This window comes from Mesorhizobium sp. WSM4849 (genome assembly GCF_055811385.1).
In genome coordinates this window covers 99,126-123,205 of record NZ_JBVVPW010000018.1, presented here as the reverse complement: position 1 = coordinate 123,205, position 24,080 = coordinate 99,126, and the positions used below count along the sequence as shown (strand labels likewise).

Below are 24,080 nucleotides of genomic sequence, written 5' to 3'. Positions count from 1 at the left end.
CCGTTCTTCACCTATACAGAAGGGGGATGGTTTCCAGTGGCCATTCATGGCTTGGATCGATAAGTCCATGTGGATTGATCGGTCTAATGCGATCGACATAGGGACGCTATTTCCAGGGCGAGCGGTGAACTGGCGGCGTGAACGAGCCGCCTGCGCTTGTCAGGACGCCTATCATGGAAACCACCTACGACACCCGGATTTTGGATGACCGCACGGCGCGGGGCGCGGTGCTGTCGATGGCGCTGTGCGTCTCCGTCCTGATCGCGTCGGAGTTCATGCCGGTGAGCCTGCTTATGCCGATCGCGGTTGATCTTGGTACCACCGAAGGGCGGACCGGCCAGGCCATTTCCATTTCGGGCGCCTTTGCGGTCCTGACCAGTCTTTTCGTGGCCGGCCTTACGCGCCGGATCGACCGCAAGCTTGTCCTGACCGGCTTCACGGTGCTCCTGATCGTTTCCGGTCTCGCGGTGACCTTTGCGCCGAACTTCGCGTTGCTGATGGTCGGCCGTGCGCTGCTTGGCGTGGCGATCGGTGGCTTCTGGTCGATGTCGACCTCGATCGTCATGCGCCTCGTATCGGAAGACCGCGTCCCGAAGGGTCTCGCGATGCTGAACGCCGAGAACGCGATCGCAGCTACGATTGCCGCTCCGCTGGGAAGCTTCCTCGGGGCCTATGTCGGCTGGCGGGGCGCCTTCTTCCTCGTCGTGCCTCTCGGCTTGCTGGCGCTCGTCTGGCAGTGGATCAGCCTGCCGCCGCTGCCCCCGCGCGGAAGGAAGGCGTCCGGCAACGTGCTGGCGCTGCTTGGCCGCCGCGCGGTCGCGCTCGGCATGGCCTCGATCCTGTTCCTCTTCATGGGCCAGTTCGCACTCTTCACCTACCTACGCCCCTTCCTTGAGGGCGTCACTGGACTCGGCATTTCCGCGCTCTCTGCCATGCTCCTCGTCATGGGCCTGGCGGGTGTTGCAGGCACGTGGTGCATCGGACGGCTGTTGCGAACCCGATTGTTCAGCGTCTTGGTCGTCATCCCGCTCGTGATGTCGATACTTGCCGTCGCGCTGATTGCCCTCGGATCAATGCCCATCCCCGTTTCGCTGCTTCTCCTCGCCTGGGGCTTCTTCGGCACCGCCGCCCCCGTGGGATGGGGGACGTGGCTGAGCCGTACGCTGCCCGACGACGCGGAGGCGGGAGGCGGCCTCCAGGTCGCCACCATTCAGCTCGCCATCACGGGTGGCGCGGCGATCGGAGGAATGCTCTTCGACACGATCGGTTGGTGGGGCGCGTTCGCGTTCGGCGCGACGCTGCTATGCGGTTCCTCACTGCTCGGCCTCGCCGCATGGCGCACAACCCTGAGGTTTTTGCCATGATCAAGCCGCCCACCCTCAGTCGCCGGGCATTGCTCGGCGACGTGGCAATGACCCACATCGCAATCCAGGAAGTCCAGGACGGCAAAGTCGTGGACTGGATGGAGCATGTTACCGACGAACAATACCAGGGAGACCAGTGATGACCGATACGATCAAGAACAAGGTCGTGATTATCACCGGCGCATCATCCGGCATCGGCGAAGCGACGGCGAAGTTGCTCGCGAGCAAGGGTGCCAAGGTCGTGCTCGGCGCGCGGCGAGAGGAAAAACTGAAGCAGATCGCCGACGAGATCGGAAAGGTCGGTGGTCAGGCCGTCTACAGGGAGTTGGACGTAACCAAACCGTCCGACAACGACGCGGTCGTAAAGCTTGCCAAGGATACGTTCGGCCGCGTCGATGTCATCTTCCTGAATGCCGGGCTCATGCCGAACTCGCCGCTCTCCGCGCTGAAGACCGACGACTGGCACCAGATGGTCGACGTGAACATCAAGGGTGTTCTGAACGGCATCGCGGCAGTACTGCCAGCCTTCATCGAACAGAAGTCCGGGCATGTCATCGCGACGTCATCGGTTGCGGGGCTAAAGGCCTATCCAGGCGGTGCTGTGTATGGCGGAACAAAATGGTTCGTCCGCGACTTCATGGAGGTCCTACGCATGGAGTCCGCCATGGAGAGGACGAACATTCGCACTGCGACGATCTATCCGGCCGCGATCAACACCGAGCTGCTGAACACTATTAGCCAGAGGCAAACGCTCGACCAGATGCAGAACACGTATGACAAATACGGGATCTCGCCGGACCGGATTGCCAATGTCGTGGCCTTCGCTATCGGCCAGCCCGAGGACACGACCATCAACGAGTTCACGGTGGGGCCGGCAAACCAGCCCTGGTAAGGCGGGAATGGATCGTGTGGTTACGGGCAAGATCAAGCCAGCGTCTTCGATCCCGAACCGCCGCTAGCCCAGGTTGCGGATGCCTACCGCGCCATGGACGGGCGGCAGGCTGCCAAAATGCTTGCTTCGGGTCTGACTAGCGGCCGACGGGCGACGCTGAACGCGCCTGTATAGCAACCGGTCCGGCGCGACGCAGAGACCGAAGGACTTGCCGTGCGCTGGCCCTTGAACGTCTCATGAAATGGAGAAAAAAGACGATGACGAATGCCCTGTCTTTGATTTCCACGACGCTGGTGCTGCTCACTTCCACTGCCGCCCAGGCTCAGGCAATGCAGGTCTCGCCCAACGGGTCACGCGTTTCCGTTCCGGGTCCTGCGGAAATGTTCACCGGCACCGTCACGGTCACGCCGCTGTTCGCGCCCAACGAGCACAGCAATGCCGGCGGCGGCCTGGTCGAGTTCACACCGGGCGCTTGCTCGTACTGGCACACGCATCCGGCAGGCCAGACGCTGATCGTTACGGCGGGTGCGGGCTGGGTCCAGGAAGAAGGCGGAGAGAAGATCGCCATCAAGCCCGGCGACGTCATTTCGACCCGCCCGGGGTGAAGCACTGGCACGGCGCAGCCGCCGAAAGCTCCATGAGCCACATCGCGATAACGCCTGCGCGCGACGGCAATGTCGTCGAGTGGTTTGAGCCCGTCACCGACGACCAGTACCGCTGATCCCGAACCCGAGACGTAAGGAGGAGATCATGAAATCCGTTGCGGCTCTTGCGCTGGCCATGACCGTTGCACCTGTCGCCGGCAATGCAGCTTCAGGCGCCAATGACGATGTCTCGTCCGTAGCGCCTGCTCTCGAGCGGTATGAACAGGAAACTCTCGAGAAGGGGCTCTGGGCGCGGCCGGGCCTGTCCGCGCGCGACCGAAGTGTCGTTACGGTCGCGGCCGTCATTACGCGCAACCAGACGGGTCTTATGCCCGAGCAAATCCGCCGCGCGCTCGACAACGGGGTCAAACCCGCCGAACTCTCGGAGATCATCACACATCTCGCCTTCTACGCAGGCTGGGGCAATGCCATGGCGGCGGTCGATGCGGCCAGGCCCGTCTATGCCGAGCGAGGGATCGGCGCCAACCAGCTTCCGGCAGCCGCCCCGACGCTGCTTCCGCTCGATGAGGCAAAGGAGGCCCGGCGTGCCGCGAGCGTCGAGCAGACCACCGGCCCGGCCTCTCCGGGCCTGGTGCGGGACACCCGCGAGGTGCTGTTCCGCGATCTGTGGCTGCGCCCGGACCTTGCGCCGCGTGACCGCAGCCTGGTCACGGTCAGCGCGCTGATTTCTGCCGGCCAGGTCGCTCAGGTGCCGTTCCACTTGAACCGCGCCATGGATAACGGACTGACCCGCGAGGAGGCCTCGGAGGTCATCAGCCATCTCGCATACTATGCCGGTTGGCCGAATGCATTTTCGGCAGCGCCGGTCGCGCGGGAGATTTTCGAGAAGCGTACGAACCCTTAAGGGCGGCAAGGCACGAGGTCAGCGGATGATCAGGCCGGCATATCAAATGACGCTTCCGCCATGTTGAGCGACCGCTGGAGGAGACCGCAGCGCTTTCAGGCCCCGCCATAGCGCAGGGCATCGACGATGACCTTGAAGGCCGGCAGGTTCTGCCGTCGGCTCGGGTAATAGACGTAGTAGCCCGGGAATTTCGGGCACCAGTCATCGAGCACCTGCACGAGATCGCCAGATGCGATCTGACGGTCGACGAGGTCCTCCGGCACGAAGGCGATGCCGTAACCCTTCAAAGCCGCATCGACCATGGCGTAGGAGGCGTTGAAGGTGAGCTGCCCATCCACCCGGACGCGAAGCTCATGACCGTCCTTCTCGAATTCCCAGGCATAGAGCCCGCCGCCACGAGTCTGGCGCATGTTCATACAGTTGTGCCCAATCAGCTCCTGCGGGTGGCGAGGCGGAGGATGCTCGGCGAAATAGTCAGGAGACGCGACGGCCACCATGCGCCAGTCCGGACCGATGCGGATCGCAATCATGTCCTTCTCGACGCTTTCACCCAACCGTACCCCCGCGTCGAACCCATCTTCGACGATGTTGCGCAGCCCGTTGTCGATGCTGAGTTCCAGCTTGATGTCGGGATAATCTGCGAGCGCCGGCCTGAGCTTCGGCCAGACGAGGCCGTCGAACGCGTGATCCGAAAGGGTCAGCCGGATTGTTCCGGCAGGCTTATCGCGGAACTCCATCAGCGAGGCGATCTCCGCTTCGATTTCCGCAACACGCGGTGCAAGCGACTGCCGTAGGCGCTCGCCGGCCTCGGTCGTCGCCACGCTGCGGGTCGTGCGCGTGAGCAGCCTAATGCCCATACGCGTTTCCAACCGCTTGATCGTGTGGCTGAGGGTGGACTGCGTGATGCCGAGCTTTGCGGCGGCGCGCGTGAAGCTCTTTTCCTCGGCAACGGCCAGGAACCACAAAAGGTCGTTGAAGTCTTCCTTGGCCATACCGTTTCCCAAACTGATCGCTGAAGATTTATGTCTCCCATCGATCAATGCAAGCGAATTAACGACCCTAATGCTCTTGATCGGGAGCGGCTACCCTGCCGGTCCGACAAGCCAACAGCCAGTCGTGTTGGCTTTCCGCGAACCAAAAGGTGAAGGCCATGGAACTGACCATTAACGGCTCGACATTTCAGGTCGACGTCGAACCGGATACGCCGCTGCTCTGGGTAGTACGCGACACGCTGGGCATGACCGGCACGAAGTATGGCTGCGGCGTCGCCCAGTGCGGCGCATGCACGGTGCTGATCGACGGACAGGCCACGCGATCCTGCGTGACGACGGTGGACAGCGTCGTCGGGATGGCGATCACGACGATCGAGGCGATCGAGCAGGATACCGAGGGCCGGAAGGTTGTCGAGGCGTGGCTCGCCAATCAGGTGCCGCAATGCGGCTACTGCCAGTCCGGCCAGGTGATGGCTGCCACAGCGCTCCTCAAGCAGACTGCACGGCCCACCGAGGACGACATCGCCGGCGCGATCGTGAACCTCTGCCGCTGCGGCACCTACAACGCGATCTCGGCTGCCGTCCGGCAGGCCGCCCAGGCGTGAGGAGGAAACCATGAACGACATGACTCCTAGTTGGAACCACTGGTCCACAGGCAGCGAGGACGGTCCGCTCAACATCTCGCGCCGCAGCTTCCTCGGTGGCGCCGCAGCGCTCGTCTTATCCGTCACGGTGCCAGTCGGAAGCGCCCGGGCGCAGGCCGCCGCATCCATCACGCCCGGAGCTCGCGTCAGTGCCTTTCTGGAAATCCGCCCTGATAGCACCGTGCTGTTCCGCAGTGCCTTCATCGAGGGCGGACAGGGCATCTTCACAGCCATGGCGCAGATTGTCGGTGAGGAGTTGGATGTCGATCCCGTGAACTTCACGGTCGAGGGAGCGCCTCCCGGTCTCGATTATCTCCTGACCGGCGGCGGCCGCTTCACCGGCGGCAGTATGTCGGTGCGCATGAGCTACGAGACCATGCGCAAGCTCGGCGCCTCGGCACGCCAGATGCTGCTGCAGGCAGCGGCCGCGCGGCTCGCGCTGTCCATCTCGGAGCTATCCACCGAACCGGGCCGCGTGGTCCATGCAGCGTCCGGGCGGGCGATCCCTTACGGCGAGATCGCCGATGCGGCCGCCGATCTGTCGGTACCGACGGATGTCGTGCTGCGATCTCGCGACGATTTCCGCTGGATTGGCAAGCCCGTTCGCCGGCTCGACGGGCGCGAGAAGTCGACGGGACGCGCGCAGTATGCGATCGACCTCAAGGTGGACGGTATGCTTCACGCCGCCGTCCAGCACAGCCCGCGTCTCGGCGGGGAGCCGGGCGCCTTGACGAACGAGGCCGAAGTTCATGCCATGCCCGGCGTGCACTCGATTCACCGCTTGCCTGGGGCCGTGGCGGTCGTCGCCGACAGCTGGTGGCGAGCGCGCCGCGCGGTGGAAACTCTGCAGGTGACCTGGACGGAGCCTGCGGCTGCAACGCCTCGCGCCATGCCGGCTGATTTCTCCTCCGAGACCCACAAGGCAATGTTGAAGTCGACACCCGGAGACGGCGTCGCTTTCGAGCAGGAAGGCGACGCCGCAGGCACCCTTGCCGGCGCAGCGCGGATTGTGGAGGCGATCTATGACGCTCCCTACCTCGTGCACGGGCAGCTCGAGCCGCCCTCGGCGATCGCGCATTGGAATGCGGACGGGACTCTCGAGCTTTGGATCCCAAACCAGGCGCCCGAGATGTTCCAGGCCGAGGCTGCAAAGGTCGCCGGCATCGAGCCGGGCAAGGTGATCATCCACTCCCCTATGCTCGGCGGCTTCTTCGGGCGGCATTTCCTCTATCAGACGGCCAACCCGTTCCCGCAGGCGATCCTGCTAGCGAAGGCGGCAGGTCGTCCAGTCAAGCTCATCTGGAGCCGCGAGGAGGAATTCCTGCGCGACACGTTGAGACCAATGGGGGTCGCCCGTTTCCGCGCCGGTCTCGACGGCGACGGTTTGCCGGTCGCTCTGGATGCCGTTGCGATGGGTGAAGGTCCGACAGGACGTTGGTTCGGCCGCCAGCCGGACAAGGTGGACAGCTCCGCCGTCGAAGGCATCGCGGGTAAAGTCTATGCGATTCCGAACCGGCGCGTCGGCCAGGTTCACGTCGACGACCCGGCGATCATCGGCTTCTGGCGGTCGGTTGGTCATTCGATGAACGACTTCTTCTACGAGGCGTTCTTCGATGAAATGGCCGACGCAGGTCAGCAGGACCCCTACGAACTGCGGCTGCGGCTTCTCGCGGACAGCCCGCGCCACAGCAATCTTCTGCAGGCAGTCGCCGATCTGTCCGGGGGCTGGAAGCGCGGTCCCTTCGCGGCAGAGGACGGCAGCCGCCGCGCGCGCGGCGTCGCGATGGCCTCGCCCTTCGGCAGCGAGGTGGCGACGATCGCCGAAGTCTCGCTGCGCGACGGCGAGGTCGTCGTGCACCAGATCTGGGTGGCCATCGATCCCGGAAGCATCGTCAATCCGGCCATCATCGAGGCGCAGGTGAACTCGGCGGTCGCACTTGGCCTGTCCTCGGCGCTGCTGGAGGAAGTCGTCTATGTCGACGGCATGCCGCAGGCGCGCAATTTCGACGGCTATCCCATCCTGCCGCCAGACCGCATGCCGCGCGTGCATGTTCGCATCGTCGAAAGCGGTGCGCCGATGGGCGGCATCGGCGAGCCTGGCCTGCCCGGCGTGCCGCCGGCGGTGGTTAATGCCGCCTCGGTGCTCACGGGCCAGCGTATCCGCAGCCTGCCCCTCTCGAAGCTCGACCTGAAAGGCATGGAAGGATGAGGAATCTCGTACTACCTGCCTTGACGATGATTGCAGCAGCCTGGGCAACGGATCTGTCCGTTGCCCAGGAGGCGGGTCCCGGTTCAGGAGAGCGCCTGTTCCGGCAGCGCTGCGGGGCCTGCCACCAGATCGCGACCACCCGGAACGGTGCCGGACCTCACCTGCAGGGCGTCGTCGGCCGCGCCGCCGCCAGCGTCGAAGGCTTCAACTACTCGCCCGCCCTGCGCGACTCCGGCATCACCTGGACGTCCGAGACGCTGGAAACCTACCTCGCGAATCCGACTGCCATGATGGGCGGCACACGAATGGTTCAGCGCTTCAACAATGCCGAGGAGCGGCGCGCCATCATCGAATTCCTGAACAGCCCGTAGCGCGGCGCCAGAGCCTGTTCGGGCAGCGCTTGATTCCCCGGTGTCCCCCGCGACTTTTCGAGGCTGTAATTGATGGTCAGGCCGCCACCGACCGTGGGTAACGCCTGTTTGTGCCGCATTTCATTTACTTGCCGTCGGTTACCTTTAGTCCACTTTGAAGCCGGCGAGACGGCTAGTCGCGAGCCGGTCCATCAACAATCCCGGAATTGGGCAGAATTCCAAAATCCTGTGACTTGGCACCTTGTGCCGCGGTCAAAAATCCGTCGGCGTGGAGACCGCGCCGCAGCAACTCTCTCACGGCCGCTGATCGGCTTGGCATGCGCCTTTCGAAGCGCCAGTTTTCCAATGCAGCCAATTCGTCAGCAGTCAGCATGATCTGCAGTCGTTCGGGTCTTTCCAGTTCGGCCATTTCTGCCTCCAGCCGCTCAAAGTTAGTATTTAGCTAAGAGTTAGGGAAAGGCTGAGTGTGCGTCAAGGTCGGTCAATAAGCCGCTGGCGTGAAAGGCCCGGAGTTAATGGGAGGCGTCGATTGCGTATCCTGCGTGATATGCTAACTGCTTGATTTTACAGGTGATTTTATGGATTTCAGCTTGTTATTAGAGCCGATCTGGCGCATGCTGATCCCGAGGGACAAACCGCTCCTGAAAGGAGGGTTCTCCATGAGAGACGGTTATTCGGTTCGTTTGTGTCACGACGTCGACCGGCAAGTGTGGGCCGCAGCTCGGTGCAAGGGGATAGTCAATGTCACTGGGGTGGCTGAGACCGTTCGGCTGCGAAACCTCGCCGAAAACGTTGCGCTTGAAGACATCGAATGCCTGGTGTTGCAAGCCGCCCAGTTCTACGGGGCAGCCATGGAGTTCGACAGCCTGGCCGTCTTCGAATTGGCTAACGTCCATCGGCTCTCAGTTCATCGCGATGCTTTGCCTGGGAGAGGCAACCTCGACGTTGTGGAGGACAGGGCAGTTCGCTCTATCTTCGCCAGCCGGACCGAACGCAATAGGTCCGGCTGAGCGTCAGCACAGTCGGTCGGCGGGAAGCGTTCAGCTTCCCGGGCGCTTTCAATCGGCGGCGTTATCCTGCATTGACGCCTGGACGAAATGCAGCGGCGCCTCGAGCGTCCAGGTGACGCCTTGCTCGTGGAACTCCAGCCGCCCGCTGCCGCTGAGAGCTTGTGGCGCCACTCGCTCGAGGACGACCGCTCCGAAACCGCGCCCCCTGACAGCATCCAGGATCGGCCCGTCCAACTCACGCCAGACCAGTCGAAAGGTGTCGGCGCCGTCGCCGGCAGGAATCACATTCCAATCGATTTCGACGCGTCCGCCGTTGCAGGAAAGCGCTCCATGTTTTGCCGAATTGGTGGCGAGTTCGTGAAAGGCTATGCCGAGATACTGCACGGCGTTCGGCTGCAGAATCAGCATTGGCCCGGCCATCGATACGCGGGACTGCGCTGCAAAGGCCTTGAGCTGTGCCTGGATGAGTTCGCCGACCGTGGCGCCGCGCCACTCGGCATTGACCAGGAGATCATGGGATTCCGAAAGCGCCGTGATGCGCTCCCGGACCTGCCCGAGAAAAGCCTCAGGTGTGCTCGTCAGCTTGCTGGTCTCGCGGATCATCGAGATGATGACCGAGAACTGGTTCTTCACCCTATGGTTGACCTCGCGCATGAGCAGACGGATGCGCCGTTCGCTCTCCTTGTGGGAACTGATGTCGCGCGCGATCTTGGAGGCGCCGACGACCCTCCCGATGGTGTCGCGGATCGGCGAGACGGTGAGCGAGACCGAAACGAGCGTGCCGTCCTTGCGCAGGCGCATCGTCTCATAGGAGGGGACGCGTTCGCCGGCGCGGATGCGGCCGATGATCGAGACTTCCTCGTCGAGACGATCGGGCGGAATGAGCATCGTCACCGGCCGGCCGATCGCCTCGGCAGGCGTATAGCCGAACAGGCGTTCTGCAGCATCGTTCCAGCTGGTGATAATGCCATTCATGTCCTTCGAGACGATGGCGTCCATCGACGACTCGACAATGGCGGCAAGACGCATGCGGGCTTCATCGCCCAGCGTCTGCGTGCGCAGGTCGAGCAGCGTGTTGATGGCACCGACAACATTGCCCGCTTCGTCGCGAAGCAGGCGTGGGTAAGCCCTGAATGGGACGAGTTCGCCATCCGGCCGCTCCGCAATCGCCTGGTCCCAGGAGACATCCCGTCCTTCGCGTAGCGCCACGGCCATCGGACATTCGCCATGCGCCATATCCCGACCGTCCAGATGACGAAGCTTCCACGAGCCGCACCATAGGTCCCGACCGACAACAGGACGATGGCCCCAGAGCTCGGCTGCGGCTTCGTTGAAGAAGGTGATACGTCCCTGTTCGTCGACGGTGTAGATGGCGACGGGCAGTGCCTGCATCAGATCGGCAGTCGGAATCCCCGGAACTCCGAGGCCGATATCGGCTTGTTCAACGAAGTTCACGTATGGGCGCCATTCTCGTGGATTTCTGCAGCGGGCATAATGCCCTTGAGCGATTTCGGTTCCGTCGGGACAATCACGTGCGCCCCTTGTCCGCAGCCGCGGCGACATTCCCGGACGAGGCCTAAAGCGCGTCGCGTTCGACCGACCTCAACCAACCTCACGCGACGCGCTTTAGGTTGTTGTTTTCATGCATGTCGTTATCGCAAAACCGCTGCGCACTTTTGCGCGACATGCATTAGAGCGACACCGGATCAACGCTGAAGTTTGTCCGCCTAATCGTGCGGGCACTAAATGCGTCCGAGAAGGACCAGGATAATCAAGATCAGCAGCACGAGACCGAGGCCGCCACCGCCATAATAGCCAGTGCCGTAGAACGGCCCGCCACCCAGACCGCTGAACCCGCCAAGCAAGATAAGGATCAAAATGATGATGAGTATGGTTCCGAGGCTCATGGTGGTTCTCCCATTCTTGCGCTGCCGCACCATACAAGGGCACGCCCATGCGCCTGTTGATGACGGTATGAACTCCCAGAGGGGCTTCCTGTTCCACCGGAAGTAGCATCGTTGTCGCTCGTCTAGCGGGAAAAGCCGGTAAGCTCACGAGAAAGCCCGCCGGCCGGGAGCCAGCGGGCCCGGACCACTGCGCCAGGCGGTGCTCACAGTCAGACGGCCTGATGATGTTCGGCGCCTCGGATTTTCATGCGAAAATGCGAGGCGCCACGCCGCAGGCTTCAACGAAGACGTGAATAATCATTCACCTTCCTTGGCGTGCCGGTCGGGTGCCGCCGCCCTTCTTTTCGGGGTCATGAGTATGGTGGCTGTCGCGTTCGCCTCCGCCGCCTGAGATCTTGCTGCGGCTGCGCAGATCGGAATCGGCTGGCGGCTTTTCTATCACCAGCGGCTCCTTGGCATTTTCGTGCGATGCGCCAGGACCGCCATGGCGGATGCTGGCGCGGGTCTTCTTCGACGTGGACATGAAATCACCTAACGGTCCTGCTGGTGGCCCTGATGGGTCGTATTGACTTTCGTGTTGCCCTGCTGGCCCTGTTTGTCGGGATTTGGGGCGGAATGGCTGTGCTGCGTCTGGTCGACAGGAACCGACTTCCTGTCGCCCGGACCCTTAGGACTCTGGTTCTCGGCCGGAACGGGTGGTGGTTTTGTGCTCATGACGTTCTCCTTTCACTAGCAAAAACAAGCAGGCCCCCGAGAAGGTTCCTGAAACGAACCGTGCGAGGGGCAAACTTCTAACATTGCCAATTCCGGCCTTGTCGGCGCGTCGCAGCGCAATAATCTTTTGTTAGGGCGTGGGCACTTCGACCTATCGAAAGGAGCCGACCATGAAACACCAAACACTCGACCAACTGCAGACAATTGCAAAAGTTGAGCCCTCGGCGACATACCCGACCATGTCTCGGACGCAGCGGATCGAGCGTTGGGCAATGCTTCTCGAACAAAATCCACGGCGTTGCCTTGGAGCGCTTTCAGGCACCGAATATCTCAGTCCTGAAGCCCGTGCTGTAGCGCGTGGCGCTGGCTCGCCGATCACAGTTGCCTATGAGGATCCGGTGCTGCGCGCGATGGGTCTGAAAGATGATACCTACGGTGAGGCAAAGCGCTTCTTCGAACTCAGTGACTGGCAGTTGCACAACATCGTCTGTCACTGCCACGTCGGTGCTACGATGCAAGCGCGATGGGCTGCCGCCAGAGTTCGCCGGACAATTACCGGCAACAGACTTCTGGCTTGGCTGAGGGCAAGGTTTGTGCATTGAGGCCAGCGCAGAACGGTGACGACAAGTCTTGATCGTTCTCGTTCGCGACTGGCCGCCAGGTGCTGGTGGCATTGCCTGCAACGCAGTGGATGGTGGAGCCGATGCCGTGCTTTCAGAGCGGCCGGGTGAAGACCTCATGCTCGCCCGGTCGGGGCTCATTGTCGGCGAGCATGAATTCGAGCGGACCCCATCTAAAGGGTGACCAGGATGAAGCTCGACTTCATGTGAACACGGCCCGCGCTCATACGATCCATACCACCACATATGCATCGCTCTCGGAGGAACAATAGCCGGTTGTGGTTGTTGGGATCGTCTGATGGAAGAAGGCAGCTACGAGAGCGCCCAGCGCCTCTATTTCGACGAGTCTAGCCGAGCAAGGAAGAAAGTGATGGCGTTCACTTTGACCAGTCCCGCCTTTCAGAACGGCCAGCCCATCCCGGATCGTCATGCCCGGCGCGGCGATAATCTCTCTCCGTTTCTGGAATGGAGCGATCCGCCGCCGGGCACTCGGAGCTACGTGCTCGTAATGGAAGATACGGATGCACCGTCACAGGCGTCCCGGCATTGGGTCGTCTACGACATCGGCGGAGACCGGCGTCATTTGGCCGAAGGGCGGAGTTCAAAGCGCGAACCGAGGACCTGCCTCATGGCTTCAATGATTTCGGTAATCTTCACTACGATGGACCCGACCAGCATCCGGGCGGTAAGCCACACACCTACCGCTTCAGGCTCGCGGCCCTTGGCATTGCCAATCTTCCCATCGGCCCGGAACCCGATGCCCTGGTGGTGTGGCAGGCTGCCCGTGAAAACATGTTGGGTGAGGCGGAATTAATCGGCACTTACGGATGAATCAGCGCCAAGCAGCTTCGTTCTTATGCTCGTAATGGCTGAATGCGGTCCGCAGGCACGGCTTGTCCGCAGAATTGGTTCACTTTGAACTTGAACATTCCGGGGAACTTCGAGCATCCGGGCTCAGGCGGCCACCTGAAGCACGATCTTGCCGCGCGTATGCTCTCTCTCCAGCCGTTCCTCGGCCTTAGCGACCTCCTCCAGAGGATAAGTCGCCTGCACGAACGGAGTTACCTTGCCGGCGTCAATGAGGCGGCTGATCCTCGCAAGCTGCGCCGCATTTGGCTCAGCCAGATAAGAAGCGCCACGCGCCTGATGCAGGCGTGCCTGTTCGGCCGAGGGCTCAGAAACGGTGGAAACAAGTATCCCGCCGGGCTTTAGTACACTCCAGGAGCGGTCCTGTGTGTCGCCCGCGACCAGATCAAAAACCATATCGATGTCTTCGACCTCGTCCTCGAAGCGCTGGTTCTTGTAGTCGACGGCCTGGTCGGCGCCAAGCTCGCGGACGAAATCGAAATCTTCGGCAGCAACGGTCGTCACGACAAATGCGCCCGCAGCCTTGGCAAACTGAATCGCCAGATGTCCGACACCGCCGGCGCCGCCATGGATGAGAACCCGCTGCCCGGATTTGAGGTCGCCATGGTCGAAAAGGCCCTGCCATGCTGTAATCCCCGCAAGCGGCACGGCGGCGGCTTCCACATGGCTTAGACGTTCCGGTTTTGCCGCCGCTTCCGTCGCCTTGACCACGACGTATTCGGCGTTGCCACCGCGGTCGTTGCCAAGCATGGCAAACATCGGATCGCCCTTCTTCAACGTATGCGCCCGCGTGCCGCACAGCTCCACCACGCCCGATACGTCGCGGCCGAGCGTAACGGGCAGATCCCCGCCCACCGAACCCTCGCGGGTCTTGTAGTCGACGGGATTGACGCTTGCTGCGCAGACCTTGAGCGTGACCTCGTCGTCACGGGGCTGAGGCATGGGAACCTCGTCCAGCGACAGAACCTCTGGCCCGCCAAACCTATGAATACGGACTGCTTTTATCGTCGCCATGGAGTTCCTCCTTGTTTCGCGGTCCAGCGCAGGTCTGGAAGCGGGACGAGCATCGGGTGAATGGGATACGCGGCGATCCTGGCAGTCGAATGCGGATTTCACCAACCACTGGGGACATCATCTTTCACTCAATCCGCTTCAAAGCCTTGTCCACCTAACCGGACTGCGGGCCGGAAGTTCCGATGAATTTCCGGTCGGGTCGTGGCATTCAAAGACCGTTCTCCCGGGCTCTACGAGAGACCTTGCGCAGAGTTCATCCCGTGACATTCCCGCAATCTCGTCAGGGAACTTTTCTGGAGGCACATGGTTGGAGTGTGCGGCCGAAAGAATCCGGGCCCTAGCTGTGCCAAGGAGGTTTGCCATGAGGCTTCGCGAGTTGATGGACCAAGTGAAGAACCTGCCACCGAACACTCTGGTCTGTGCCGCCGAGATTGACGAGGCCTTTGCGGCCAACATTGCTGGCATAGAAACAGTAGACAGTGCCTGGATCGAAAGCCGCAAACCGGACGGCACCGAAGCTGTCGAGCTCGCCAACGGAAACGACAAGGTTGTCGTAATCCGCTGGTGAGCCGCTTGCTCATGCTGGAACGGTCATATGCTTGATCACTGAACGCTGAAGGAGTCGCAGACCACCATGTCTCCGGTGTTGAACAAAAGACTCTGCGCCGGCCTGATCACCGGAATTCTGATGCTCTCGGCCGGCGGCTTTGCTCCGGTCGTAGCCCAGGAAATCCCGAACGACTTCACGGCGATCGTGCGCCAGAAAATTCCGGCCGTGGTCGCGATAACCACCCGACAGATTATCCAGGACCAGACGACATTGAACGATTTTCTCGGCCCTTTCGGCGGCCCTGAACCGGTGCAACCGCAGGTGCGGGAGGCTCTTGGCTCCGGCTTCGTGATCAGCCCAGAGGGCTATATCGTCACCAACAACCATGTTGTTGCCGACGGGACTGAAATCCACGTTGTTTTTTCGGACAAGGAAACTTCGCCCGCCCAACTGGTTGGCCGCGATCCGGAGACCGACATCGCCGTGCTTAAGGTCGATCCACGGCCCAATATGATGACGACCGCCTGGGGTGACTCCGATGCAGTACAACCCGGCGCATGGACGATCGCGATCGGCAGTCCGTTCGGGCTCGGAGGGACCGTCACCGTCGGCGTGCTTTCGGCCCGTTCGCGCGACATTCAGGCTGGTCCTTACGACGACTTTCTCCAGACGGACGCCTCAATCAATCGGGGCAATTCCGGCGGTCCCCTGTTCAATGCGCGCGGCGAAGTCATCGGGGTCAATTCGGCCATCGTGTCCCCTTCAGGCGGCAGCATAGGAATTGGCTTTGCGATACCATCCCGCACCGCCCGGAGCATCGTCGACCAGTTGATCCGCACCGGCCGGATTGAGCGTGGCTTCATCGGGGTGCGCCTCCAGGAGGTCACCCCGTCGCTTGCCGAGGCGCTTGGAGTAGCTGGCAGCAATGGAGCGCTGGTCGCTTCGGTCGAACCCGGCGGTCCGGCGGAGAAGGCGGGCATACAGGCGGGAGACGTGATTACGCGTTTTAACGGCAAGGACATCCGGAGCGTCCACGATCTGACGCTCGCGGTTGCGAGCCAAAAGCCGGGGACAAAGACGACGCTCACAAGGAACCGCGGGGGCAGCCAACAGGAAATAGCTCTGACCGTCGGTCAGCGCGACGATGAGGAGGTACAAAGTGGCGCCGTACCAAAGCAGGAAACGGCAGATGCGCGTCTTGGATTGTCACTCAGCCCGATCCCCGACGAGGCGCGCCAGCAGCTCGGACTCCAGCCGGGCACCACCGGGGTTTTCGTGCAAGAAGTGGCGCCGAACGGCCTCGCCGGCCAAAACGGCCTCCGGCCTGGGGACGTGATCGTCTCGGCCAACAACCGGAATGTGACACAGCCATCGGACGTCCAAGAGGAGTGGGCGAAATCCCGCCAGCAGAACAAGCCCATCCTGTTCCGCATCGACAGGCAGGGGGAGTCGCTTTTCGTTGCCGTGGCCATGCCCAAATCTTGACGGGAACGCATCGAGCGTAAGCTTGGCCGGATAGATCGCACGCTTTCGCAAGAGATCGCCTCTTAGGCTGACAAACGGGGCTGGCAACGGGAACAACAGCCGACCAAGGCCGTTTCGTCGAATGAGTCATTCGAACAGCTAGCAAAAAAAGGAGGCTTCGATGAGCGCCACCGGACTCGACGTATTCGACAAGACGCTGCAGACCACAAACATCTGGCTCGACGAGATCATGGCCGAGATGGGACCGGATCGGCAGATCGCATGGCATGTTCTTGGAGCGGTGCTCCACGCCCTGCGGGACCGCATGCAACCGGATCTTGCGGCCCACCTCGGCTCGCAGCTGCCGATCCTCGTGCGCGGCGCCTATTACGACCAATATCAGCCTTCCAAGACGCCCGAGAAGTTGCGTTCGCTCGACGAGTTTCTGGCCAAAATCAACGCGGAGCTGGAATTCACCCGACCGGTCGATTCAAAGGATGCATTCCGGGTCGTATCCAAGGTGCTCGCTCACCATGTGGGAGAGGGGCAGATGATCAAGGTTTGGGAATCCTTGCCAGCAGAAATCAGGCGCGTCGCGGAAGCTCAGCAAGCAGCGTGAACAGCGCCAGATCTCGGCAGTCTTGGCCGTAACGCTTCTTTGAGGAAATAGAAATGCCACTTACCCTTATCAGCCCGGCGTTCCCGGCTGGCGGGAAAATCCCTGAAAGGTATACCCGTGACGGCCAGAACGTCTCGCCACCGCTGAAGTGGTCCGGTGTTCCGGATGATGCGAAGAGTCTCGTTCTTGTCGTGCAGGATCCCGACGCGCCGAGCGGGATTTTCGGGCACTGGGCGGTGTTCAACATCCCGCCCGATGCCGGCGAGCTTGCCGAGGCGCAGGATGGCAAGCCAGGTCCGTCGGCACTTCGCCAAGGCACCAACGATTTCGGCAATGCCTATTACGACGGCCCGCAGCCGCCAGTGGGGCATGGCGTCCATCATTATCATTTCCGGCTGGCCGCGCTCGACGTGCCGAGCCTCAGTGTGCCGGGACAGGCGGGCGTGCAGTCTGTCTGGAAGGAAGCCCAGAAGCACGCGCTGGAGCAGACGGAGCTGGTCGGAACCTACGCACGGTAACGCCGGGCCGTGTCAGTCGCCGCCTTTTTTACAGCGCGGCCGGGGCAAGCGGTTCTCGAGCCGGGCCATGGATGACCGAACCGTCGGCGGCGAAAATCGAGCCATGGCAAGGACAATCCCAGGTGTTGTCCGCGTTGTTCCAGGTCACGGTGCAGCCCTTGTGGGTGCATGTCGCCGAAACGGGGTGGAGTACCCCTTCAGTGTCTCTCCACGCCGCGATCTTTTCGTCACCCCTGACGATCACACCGCCCATGCCGGGCACGATGTCGTCGAGGCTTGAGACAATCGATTGGCTGCGGCCATTCTTGTGAAAGTCCTCGGGATAAGACCGCGCCGGGTCATACAGCCTTTGCCATGGGCTCGACCGAGCGCAGATCAAATCCGCGATCATCGTGCCTGCGGCCGTTCCATTGGTGATGCCCCAGGCGTTGAATCCCGTGGCGATATGAAAACCGGAGGCTTTGTCCGGATCGGGTTCGCCGGCATACGGAACTCTATCGGCCGTATCATAGTCCTCATTACACCAGCGCCACGCAACGTCCCCAACTGGAAGGTTCATTCTTGCCCATTGTTCCAGCTCGACGAACCGTTTCGCCACGTCGCCGTCCTGGCCCGTGTCAAACTTGGGGCCGAGCGCGACCAGCAGCGGGCCTTCGGCATCGCGGCCGGTGCGGATGGAATGCGTCGGATCGTCGATGCCGATGAACATGCCGTCGACAGCAAGAGGGTCATCGATCCGAAACGCCATGGCAGTGTGGCAGCGCGGCTGGGTGCGGTTCGCCATTCCGACGGGGCTCTTCACCGTCATGTTGGTGGCGACGACCACATGCTCGGCGTGAACGGTGCCGCTGTCGGTGACGACGCGCCAGCGGCTTGCCTCGCCGATCGAGATCGCGCGGCTGTTTTCGAAAATCGGTCCGCCACGGGCCGTCACCGCTTGAGCCAGGCCAACCAGATACATCGCCGGATTGAACTGGGCCTGGTCGGAAAAACGCAGAGCGGCGGCCGTTTCGAAAGGCAGCGGCGCGCGCTCCAGAACATCGGCGTCCAGCCCAACTTGGCGCGCGGCCTCTGCCTCGGCCACGATCTCCGCGCGCTGGCTTGCTTCGCAGGTGTAGGTATAGGCGTCCTTGGCCTCGAGATCGCAGGGAATGGCATAGTTGCGAACCCATTCCCGGATCTGGACGGCGCCGGCGGAATTCGCATCGGCATAGGTCTGCGCCAGGTCCCGCCCGAAAGTGTCGATGAGATGGCGATAGATCAGCGCGTGCTGCGTCGTGATCTTGGCCGTCGAGCGGCCTGTCACCTGGCCGCCTGTCCGCAGGCCTTCGACGACGATCACCGACCGACCGGCCTCGCAAAGGCGAAGCGCCGTCGTGAGCCCGACAATGCCGGCGCCCACGACAACGGCATCGGCATGGATCGAGCCCTCGAGCGGAGAATAGTTCGTAGCGGTGGCTGCCGCCACCCAACAGCTTCCCGGTTTTCCCGAAAGAATGGCCATTTTTACCGGCGTCCCATGCGCTTCGATGCATCTCCATCGACAACCCGCGCCGGCGCGAAAACGTTCCGGATTTACCGTCTTCAGTCGTTGTTTGGCCGTCCGGAAGCTACAAACGCACCGGGAAGATGCGAGGTGCAAGCCATCACCCAGGTGATCGCCTCGCGATCGTATTCGTCGCCGGAGCGCCAATTCTCGAAGAAAGTGTTCAACCTCCCGATACGCTCGGGCCAGACGCCGGCGGCCTGCAGGCCCAGCGACACGCCGTAATTGGTGAAGGCGAACCTCGTATCGGGCAGCCACGGCGCGCGGCTGAAATAGCCCGGCGGGTCGACCCACATCGTTTCCAAATTCCGCAGCGAACGTTTCGTCTGCGCCTTGGCCCATGGCTCGGCGGGAAAGAAGTGGGCGAGCCACAGCATCATGCCGAGGCCGAGATCCTGTTCGATGTCGAGGGTGCGCCAGTCGCGCTCCATCAGGTCATGCATCTGCGCGATCTCGGGCGCCAGTGCGTCTTCATCGAGCATCCGGTAGGAGACGTAACCATCGTAGGCGTCCATGCTGCCGAGGCCGTAACCGGGAAAAGGACTGCTCAAATCCTCCTGCATTTTCCAGATCACGCCGCGGCCGGGGATCACGAAGGCCGGATGGATGTCCCGCGCCAGTGCAATGCCGCGGGCGCGGTATCGCGGTTTCAGATCGCCGAGACGCGCCAAGGCGAACAGCCACATCGCCAGGTAGTGGAAATACTGTCCGTCGCGATCTGCCGCTTGGCCGATCCTCAATCCGCGCAGCCGACCGAGCACACGCTCGACCTCCGCCACCAGCCGTTCAGCCTCACTCAGCCAACGTTCCTCGCCGAGCTCCTTGTAAAGCGAGACATAGAGCACGACCCCAAAAGCATCGGTCCAGAGATAGCGCAGGCCGTTGGGCCAGATGCCTTCGGCGCGCATCCAGTCGAGTTTTCGCAGGACATAGTCAACGTCGCGCAGCATAGCGCTGGTCTAGAGCCCGAACGGATAGGTATCGGGTGCTCCGGCCCTGGCATGCTTCGGCCCGTGCCGGCCGGCTATGTGCGCGTCGCAGTTGCGAGCATGCGGCATGTCGAGCATGTCTGCCTCCGTTCCGATTGGTCTGGGTCAGATCGCAAACGATCTGGTCGGCGGCGGGTTCCTTGGCCATCGCAATAAGCACCAGCCCGTTCCGCCGGCCCGACCCCGGAACCCTCCGTCTGTTCACGAGTTCCTTGGTCAGTCGCTCACTTTCGCACGAAATGGTTGAGGAGGTTTCATTGCCGCGCCCGATCGTGCTCTCGCTGGGCAGCATCAATGCCGATCTGCAGTTCGACGTTCAGGGCTCCCTTGGCGATGGCGGCACCGTTAGGGCCAGTGGCTTCGCCCAACGCGCCGGCGGCAAAGCCGCCAACGTTGCGTATTTCACCCATCGCCTCGGCGTTCCGACGAGGCTTATCGGGCGCGTCGGCGACGACCGGTTCGCGGAGATCGCAGTCGGTCCGCTGAAGGCGGCGGAGCTCGACCTCGGGTCCGTCGGCGTCGCCCGCGACGTCCCGACTGGCGTTGCCATCGTGGCGGTTCCGAAGGACGGCACGAAAGCTCGGGGTGGAGATAGCATGCGTTAAGCTCGAAGACGGTGGCTGCTTTCTCGCACTGGATCACGACGCAATGCAAATTCTCGCCCCGCCGGTCGATGTGGTCGACAAGACGGGTGCAGGCGACGCGTTTATCGCGGCAATGGCCGTCGCCTTGCTCGACGGCAAGTCCGCCTACGACGCCGCTTGCTGGGGCGTCGCGGCTTCGGCGATTGCTGTCAGGAAAAAAGGCGCACAGGAATACTATCCATCAATGATGGAACTCCAGCAGATGATCGGGTCAGTCGAACGCTGCAACGGGCGCGAATTGGTATAGGCTGATGCCATTACTGTTAGGCCGGCGGCCGAAGACTGCGCCGTTACGGCCTGTGGCGAAGGTCACCTGCGCGCGCCCGCCAAAGCCTAAAGAATGGTTCGAGCCATTAGGATGTACCCGCATCCAGTATTTCGGCGATAAACCAGTTCGTACCTTGTTTTTCCCTGTGCAATTGCCAACCATGGAAATGGATTGATTCGGAGCTTGTCTATGCGTGGACTGCAGGTGGCCCTGGCTGCGGTGATCTTGAGCACTTCAGTCAGTTCTGGACTCGCCGATGACAATTCTCCCTTTATCTATTTTGCGACCCAAGATCCTTTCACAGAAGGTCTGCCGACGAAGAATGATGTCTATGTCTTTGGTGGCGTGTTTGCGAGCGGGGCCTTCGGGGATACGATCAACGTTTTTGGTGCCGACTACACGGACAACTATATAATCGGGGCCGCATACGGTCGCGATCTCGTCGATATAGGCGCTGGTTTCGTTCTTGGTGGCGTCACCGGCGCGGCCATAAGATTTGGCGAAGACGATGATACATCAGGCGAACTTTGGGTCGGAGCGCGACTTCGCCACCAGGGCCTTGTCATTGGTGATTTGGCGATTGCGCCCGCACTGACCGCTGGATTCAGTGCCGTTACAGGCCCTACCGAGATCGAGCGCGATCGCGAAATCCGCTACGATGGCGATGCATCATTCCTCGGCTTCGTTGGTGCGGAGCTTTCGTTCAGAGTCAGGCAAGCTCCCAATGTCGAACTTGTCTACCAGCTCCACCATAGATCCGGCGCCGATGGTATAATTGGCGATATGAAAGAGGGTTCTAATGCGAACACTCTTGGAATCCGCTATCGCTTCTAATGCTCGCTGCTGTTGGTCTTTTCCCTGCGCCCACGTGCCCCGTATTGGGCTCACAGTGAAGACGGCGACACTTTCGTGATAGGGAAATGGCGACCGTGGCTCCAATATGGGATCACTGCGAGCGAAGCAGCCAGGAGAAGGCGGCCGGCGGCACTTTCGGAGAAGCGGTTCTGCGGCGGTTCGGCATCGGTCTCAATGCCGATCGGCATGATAAACCATTGAAATCTCGGGCGTGCAGGGTCACCCTGTCGCGCCATTTCGCACTCACGCTCTATCCTTCAAAGTGTCGAGCGGCCCTTTCAGCGCAGACCTGGGCTGGATCAACTCTGGAGCAATCAGGAAGGTCTGTGGCGTCGTCGTCGGTTCATCGATCAAGTCGAACGCCTTCGTAATCATCGCCTCAACATTCTGCCGCACCATGATTACCGGGAAGGGCAGGAAGGAGCCGAACGGATCGTAGTCGTAGCAACCGACGACGAGCTCACTAAACATCTCCGCCGGCCGGCCCGCCATGAAACGCAGCAGACCTTCCATATTGATCGACGAATTGATGAACAGCGCGCGCGGCAGCTTGCCATGGCGTTGGTAGAACGCCTCAAAGGCACGCAAAGTTATATCAGGCGAATACCCGGAGGACTGCACACCGTCTTCAGGGTCGACGCCCAGCAGTGCCTTCTTGGTCGCATGGAAAGCGGCGATGCGTTCGCGGCTGGCATGGTCGTTGCGGCCGCCAAACAGAAACAGCTCGTCCGGCCGCAGGGGATCATCATTGCCGAAGCGGCGGATGATTGCTTCCGTCAGCATCCGTGCGCCCCCATAATTGTCGCTGATCACCGAATGCGCCTTCGCTCCCGGCAGGTCGATGTTGACATGCCTCAGCCCCGCCGGTTCGCAGACCTCGTGCACGCCGTCCGGATCGGTGGCGCCGACGATGAAGAGCTGGTCGATTGAATAGGAGATCAGCGTCTCCGCGGTCCGCCGTTCCTCTTCCGGGTCGCGGCTGGCGCTAACCACGACCGGGCATTGGCCGCGGCTGCGCACATGCCCCTCAAACGTCTGCGCCATGGAGGAGAAGTAGCGATTGTCGTGGACGGGCAGCATCAGGCCGACCAGGCCCGATCGCGAGCGTCGCAAGCCTCGCGCCTGCAGATTGGTGGTGTATTGGTGGAGTTCGGCGAGGTCGAGAATTGTTTGCGCCGTACTTTCCTTGATGCGGCGCTTGCGCCAAGTGCCGTTCAGGACGGCACTCACGGTCGACGGCGAACTGCCCGATAGCACGGATAGGTCATAGATCGTCGCCTTCTTCTTGACCCGCTGATCCATCTGGCGCCTCCGGCGCGTCTATTTAGAGCAATATCCCGCTTGACGAGAGCTTCTCGATGCACAATAGTTTCTGCACCATCGATTGTGCAAGCGAAAACCGGTGGATGGCCGATGGGGAAGTGCCCCGTCTCTTTAGGGGAGGTTTCTAACGGCCGCCGTCGTTCGACGGCTCGAGTGTGTTCCCACTAGGAACGTTATGGGAGGAGTACAGATGAAAAAGCTCATGATCGCGGCGCTTGCCGCGACCCTTATGATTGGCGGGTCATTCGCTGCGATGGCACAGCAGGCCGGCAAGGTCGGCGTCGTCGTCAAGATCGGCGGCATTCCGTGGTTCAACGCAATGGAGGCGGGTATCAAGGAGCGCGGCCAGAAGCTCGGGATCGACGCATTCATGGTCGGCCCGACCAGCGCTGATCCAGCACTGCAAGTTCGCGCCATCGAGGATCTGATCGCGCAGGGCGTCAAGGTCATCGGCGTCGTGCCGAATGATGCGAAAGTGCTTGAACCAGTCCTGCAGAAGGCCAAGGACGCCGGCATCATCGTCATCACGCATGAATCGCCTGGCCAGAAGGGCGCCGACTGGGACTTCGAACTCGCGTCCGCGACCGGCTTCGGCGAGGCTCATGCCAAGCTCCTGGCGGAGAAGATGGGCGGCAAGGGTGAGTACGCAGTGTTCGTCGGCTCGCTGACGGTGCCGCTGCACAATGCCTGGGCCGATGCGGCAATCGAATATCTGAAGAAGAACAACCCGGACATGAAGCTTGTCGGCGAACGTTATGGCGTCGCCGAGGATGTAGACAAGAGCCGCAGCACTGCGCTTGACCTGATTTCCGCAAATCCAGGCTTGAAGGGTTTCCTCGCCTTCGGCAGCCAAGGTCCGATCGGCGCTGGCCGCGCAATCGAAGAGCGCCGGAAGGTGGGCGAAATTTTCGTGCTCGGACCATTCTCGCCAGGCCAGGGCCGGAAGCTCATCAAAAGCGACGCGATCTCCGGCGGCTTCATGTGGAATCCGAAGCAGGCGGGCGAGGTTTTCGTCACGCTGGCTGACCATCTCATGAAGGGCAACGAGATCAAGGACGGCGATACGATCGAAGGGCTAGGGACAGTCAAGCCGGACTTCGAAAACCGTAACATCATCGTCGATCAGCTGGTCCCCATCAACAAGGACACTGTCGACGATCTCGCGGCGATGGGCCTGTAAGGCCTCAAGCT

At 61.7% G+C, this 24,080-nt stretch carries 27 protein-coding genes and 4 pseudogenes; 20 read left to right on the top strand and 11 right to left on the bottom strand.

The window, feature by feature from the left end; all coding sequences use genetic code 11:
* Positions 1 to 173 precede the first annotated feature (173 nt).
* From AC0L3L_RS21230 to AC0L3L_RS21210, 5 genes and pseudogenes are all read left to right on the top strand, one after another.
* Entirely contained in the window at positions 174 to 1,364 is a 1,191-nt protein-coding gene (locus AC0L3L_RS21230) for an MFS transporter (RefSeq protein WP_473639011.1), read from the top strand.
* Positions 1,365 to 1,402: 38 nt separating this feature from the next.
* Positions 1,403 to 1,504 (top strand): annotated as a pseudogene (locus tag AC0L3L_RS21225) ((R)-mandelonitrile lyase); the annotation flags it as partial.
* Positions 1,504 to 2,256, top strand: coding sequence for an SDR family oxidoreductase (locus AC0L3L_RS21220; RefSeq protein ID WP_473484853.1), 753 nt, complete (start codon positions 1,504 to 1,506; stop codon positions 2,254 to 2,256). The pseudogene AC0L3L_RS21225 and the gene AC0L3L_RS21220, both read left to right, overlap by 1 nt.
* A gap of 329 nt (positions 2,257 to 2,585) precedes the next feature.
* Positions 2,586 to 2,977, top strand: a pseudogene (locus tag AC0L3L_RS21215) ((R)-mandelonitrile lyase).
* A 29-nt stretch (positions 2,978 to 3,006) separates the two neighbouring features.
* The gene (locus AC0L3L_RS21210; RefSeq protein ID WP_473639010.1) at positions 3,007 to 3,765 is read left to right on the top strand and encodes a carboxymuconolactone decarboxylase family protein; all 759 of its coding nucleotides are present in this window, start codon (positions 3,007 to 3,009) and stop codon (positions 3,763 to 3,765) included.
* A 95-nt stretch (positions 3,766 to 3,860) separates the two neighbouring features.
* Here AC0L3L_RS21210 and AC0L3L_RS21205 read toward each other — a convergent pair whose 3' ends face one another.
* Positions 3,861 to 4,757: a LysR family transcriptional regulator gene (locus AC0L3L_RS21205; RefSeq protein WP_473639009.1), complete on the bottom strand. Its 897-nt coding sequence runs from the start codon at positions 4,755 to 4,757 to the stop codon at positions 3,861 to 3,863.
* A 158-nt stretch (positions 4,758 to 4,915) separates the two neighbouring features.
* Between AC0L3L_RS21205 and AC0L3L_RS21200 the strand changes: the two genes are divergently transcribed.
* The 3 genes from AC0L3L_RS21200 to AC0L3L_RS21190 are packed head-to-tail and all read left to right on the top strand — an operon-like array spanning position 4,916 to position 7,981.
* Entirely contained in the window at positions 4,916 to 5,362 is a 447-nt protein-coding gene (locus tag AC0L3L_RS21200; protein WP_473639008.1) for a (2Fe-2S)-binding protein, read from the top strand.
* Between the two features lie 10 nt (positions 5,363 to 5,372).
* Positions 5,373 to 7,610 (top strand): xanthine dehydrogenase family protein molybdopterin-binding subunit, encoded by a 2,238-nt coding sequence (locus AC0L3L_RS21195; protein WP_473639007.1) that lies wholly within the window; start codon positions 5,373 to 5,375, stop codon positions 7,608 to 7,610.
* A gap of 26 nt (positions 7,611 to 7,636) precedes the next feature.
* Complete coding sequence (locus AC0L3L_RS21190; RefSeq protein WP_473639027.1) at positions 7,637 to 7,981, top strand: c-type cytochrome; 345 nt, start codon at positions 7,637 to 7,639, stop codon at positions 7,979 to 7,981.
* A gap of 172 nt (positions 7,982 to 8,153) precedes the next feature.
* Here AC0L3L_RS21190 and AC0L3L_RS21185 read toward each other — a convergent pair whose 3' ends face one another.
* The gene (locus tag AC0L3L_RS21185) at positions 8,154 to 8,390 is read right to left on the bottom strand and encodes a hypothetical protein (protein WP_473639006.1); all 237 of its coding nucleotides are present in this window, start codon (positions 8,388 to 8,390) and stop codon (positions 8,154 to 8,156) included.
* 169 nt (positions 8,391 to 8,559) lie between these two features.
* Between AC0L3L_RS21185 and AC0L3L_RS21180 the strand changes: the two genes are divergently transcribed.
* Positions 8,560 to 8,991, top strand: a complete 432-nt coding sequence (locus AC0L3L_RS21180; RefSeq protein WP_473639005.1) for a hypothetical protein — start codon at positions 8,560 to 8,562, stop codon at positions 8,989 to 8,991.
* Between the two features lie 48 nt (positions 8,992 to 9,039).
* Here the strand turns inward: AC0L3L_RS21180 and AC0L3L_RS21175 are convergent, their stop codons facing one another.
* From AC0L3L_RS21175 to AC0L3L_RS21160, 4 genes are all read right to left on the bottom strand, one after another.
* Entirely contained in the window at positions 9,040 to 10,446 is a 1,407-nt protein-coding gene (locus AC0L3L_RS21175) for a PAS domain S-box protein (RefSeq protein ID WP_473639004.1), read from the bottom strand.
* 287 nt (positions 10,447 to 10,733) lie between these two features.
* A complete protein-coding gene (locus AC0L3L_RS21170; protein ID WP_077381102.1) occupies positions 10,734 to 10,898 on the bottom strand; it encodes a DUF3309 family protein in 165 nt (54 codons plus the stop codon).
* 301 nt (positions 10,899 to 11,199) lie between these two features.
* Entirely contained in the window at positions 11,200 to 11,421 is a 222-nt protein-coding gene (locus AC0L3L_RS21165; RefSeq protein WP_123147253.1) for a hypothetical protein, read from the bottom strand.
* A gap of 8 nt (positions 11,422 to 11,429) precedes the next feature.
* The gene (locus AC0L3L_RS21160) at positions 11,430 to 11,612 is read right to left on the bottom strand and encodes a hypothetical protein (RefSeq protein WP_123147254.1); all 183 of its coding nucleotides are present in this window, start codon (positions 11,610 to 11,612) and stop codon (positions 11,430 to 11,432) included.
* Positions 11,613 to 11,782: 170 nt separating this feature from the next.
* Between AC0L3L_RS21160 and AC0L3L_RS21155 the strand changes: the two genes are divergently transcribed.
* Entirely contained in the window at positions 11,783 to 12,214 is a 432-nt protein-coding gene (locus tag AC0L3L_RS21155; protein ID WP_473639003.1) for a hypothetical protein, read from the top strand.
* 115 nt (positions 12,215 to 12,329) lie between these two features.
* On the opposite strand, the pseudogene AC0L3L_RS21150 reads toward AC0L3L_RS21155, so the two are convergent.
* Positions 12,330 to 12,438 (bottom strand): annotated as a pseudogene (locus tag AC0L3L_RS21150) (DUF4396 domain-containing protein); the annotation flags it as partial.
* 92 nt (positions 12,439 to 12,530) lie between these two features.
* Here AC0L3L_RS21150 and AC0L3L_RS21145 point away from each other — a divergent pair.
* Together AC0L3L_RS21145 and AC0L3L_RS21140 are read left to right on the top strand one after the other, a co-directional pair.
* Positions 12,531 to 12,785 (top strand): annotated as a pseudogene (locus AC0L3L_RS21145) (YbhB/YbcL family Raf kinase inhibitor-like protein); the annotation flags it as partial.
* Positions 12,698 to 13,063, top strand: a complete 366-nt coding sequence (locus AC0L3L_RS21140; RefSeq protein WP_473639026.1) for a hypothetical protein — start codon at positions 12,698 to 12,700, stop codon at positions 13,061 to 13,063. The pseudogene AC0L3L_RS21145 and the gene AC0L3L_RS21140, both read left to right, overlap by 88 nt.
* Before the next feature lie 123 nt (positions 13,064 to 13,186).
* On the opposite strand, the gene AC0L3L_RS21135 is transcribed toward AC0L3L_RS21140, so the two are convergent.
* The gene (locus AC0L3L_RS21135) at positions 13,187 to 14,113 is read right to left on the bottom strand and encodes an NADP-dependent oxidoreductase (protein WP_473639002.1); all 927 of its coding nucleotides are present in this window, start codon (positions 14,111 to 14,113) and stop codon (positions 13,187 to 13,189) included.
* Between the two features lie 361 nt (positions 14,114 to 14,474).
* Between AC0L3L_RS21135 and AC0L3L_RS21130 the strand changes: the two genes are divergently transcribed.
* The 4 genes from AC0L3L_RS21130 (at position 14,475) to AC0L3L_RS21115 (ending at position 17,264) form a co-directional block, all read left to right on the top strand.
* On the top strand, positions 14,475 to 14,681 hold the full coding sequence (locus tag AC0L3L_RS21130) for a sugar phosphorylase (protein WP_473639001.1): 207 nt from the start codon (positions 14,475 to 14,477) through the stop codon (positions 14,679 to 14,681).
* A 120-nt stretch (positions 14,682 to 14,801) separates the two neighbouring features.
* Entirely contained in the window at positions 14,802 to 16,148 is a 1,347-nt protein-coding gene (locus tag AC0L3L_RS21125; RefSeq protein WP_473639000.1) for a Do family serine endopeptidase, read from the top strand.
* A 160-nt stretch (positions 16,149 to 16,308) separates the two neighbouring features.
* A complete protein-coding gene (locus AC0L3L_RS21120) occupies positions 16,309 to 16,746 on the top strand; it encodes a DUF2267 domain-containing protein (protein WP_473638999.1) in 438 nt (145 codons plus the stop codon).
* A gap of 53 nt (positions 16,747 to 16,799) precedes the next feature.
* Entirely contained in the window at positions 16,800 to 17,264 is a 465-nt protein-coding gene (locus AC0L3L_RS21115; protein WP_473638998.1) for a YbhB/YbcL family Raf kinase inhibitor-like protein, read from the top strand.
* A gap of 28 nt (positions 17,265 to 17,292) precedes the next feature.
* On the opposite strand, the gene AC0L3L_RS21110 is transcribed toward AC0L3L_RS21115, so the two are convergent.
* Positions 17,293 to 18,768, bottom strand: coding sequence for an FAD-dependent oxidoreductase (locus AC0L3L_RS21110; RefSeq protein ID WP_473638997.1), 1,476 nt, complete (start codon positions 18,766 to 18,768; stop codon positions 17,293 to 17,295).
* 80 nt (positions 18,769 to 18,848) lie between these two features.
* Entirely contained in the window at positions 18,849 to 19,760 is a 912-nt protein-coding gene (locus tag AC0L3L_RS21105; protein ID WP_473638996.1) for a hypothetical protein, read from the bottom strand.
* Between the two features lie 296 nt (positions 19,761 to 20,056).
* Here AC0L3L_RS21105 and AC0L3L_RS21100 point away from each other — a divergent pair, with 296 nt between their 5' ends.
* The 3 genes from AC0L3L_RS21100 (at position 20,057) to AC0L3L_RS21090 (ending at position 21,545) form a co-directional block, all read left to right on the top strand.
* Entirely contained in the window at positions 20,057 to 20,404 is a 348-nt protein-coding gene (locus AC0L3L_RS21100) for a carbohydrate kinase family protein (RefSeq protein WP_473638995.1), read from the top strand.
* Positions 20,385 to 20,690, top strand: coding sequence for a PfkB family carbohydrate kinase (locus tag AC0L3L_RS21095; protein WP_473638994.1), 306 nt, complete (start codon positions 20,385 to 20,387; stop codon positions 20,688 to 20,690). Before AC0L3L_RS21100 ends, AC0L3L_RS21095 begins: the two co-directional genes overlap by 20 nt.
* A 210-nt stretch (positions 20,691 to 20,900) precedes the next feature.
* Positions 20,901 to 21,545 carry a hypothetical protein gene (locus tag AC0L3L_RS21090; protein WP_473638993.1) on the top strand — a complete coding sequence of 215 codons (645 nt, stop codon included), beginning with the start codon at positions 20,901 to 20,903 and terminating at the stop codon, positions 21,543 to 21,545.
* Between the two features lie 264 nt (positions 21,546 to 21,809).
* On the opposite strand, the gene AC0L3L_RS21085 is transcribed toward AC0L3L_RS21090, so the two are convergent.
* The gene (locus AC0L3L_RS21085; protein WP_473484880.1) at positions 21,810 to 22,868 is read right to left on the bottom strand and encodes a LacI family DNA-binding transcriptional regulator; all 1,059 of its coding nucleotides are present in this window, start codon (positions 22,866 to 22,868) and stop codon (positions 21,810 to 21,812) included.
* Positions 22,869 to 23,079: 211 nt separating this feature from the next.
* Between AC0L3L_RS21085 and AC0L3L_RS21080 the strand changes: the two genes are divergently transcribed.
* Positions 23,080 to 24,069, top strand: a complete 990-nt coding sequence (locus tag AC0L3L_RS21080; protein ID WP_077381096.1) for an autoinducer 2 ABC transporter substrate-binding protein — start codon at positions 23,080 to 23,082, stop codon at positions 24,067 to 24,069.
* Positions 24,070 to 24,080 lie beyond the last annotated feature (11 nt).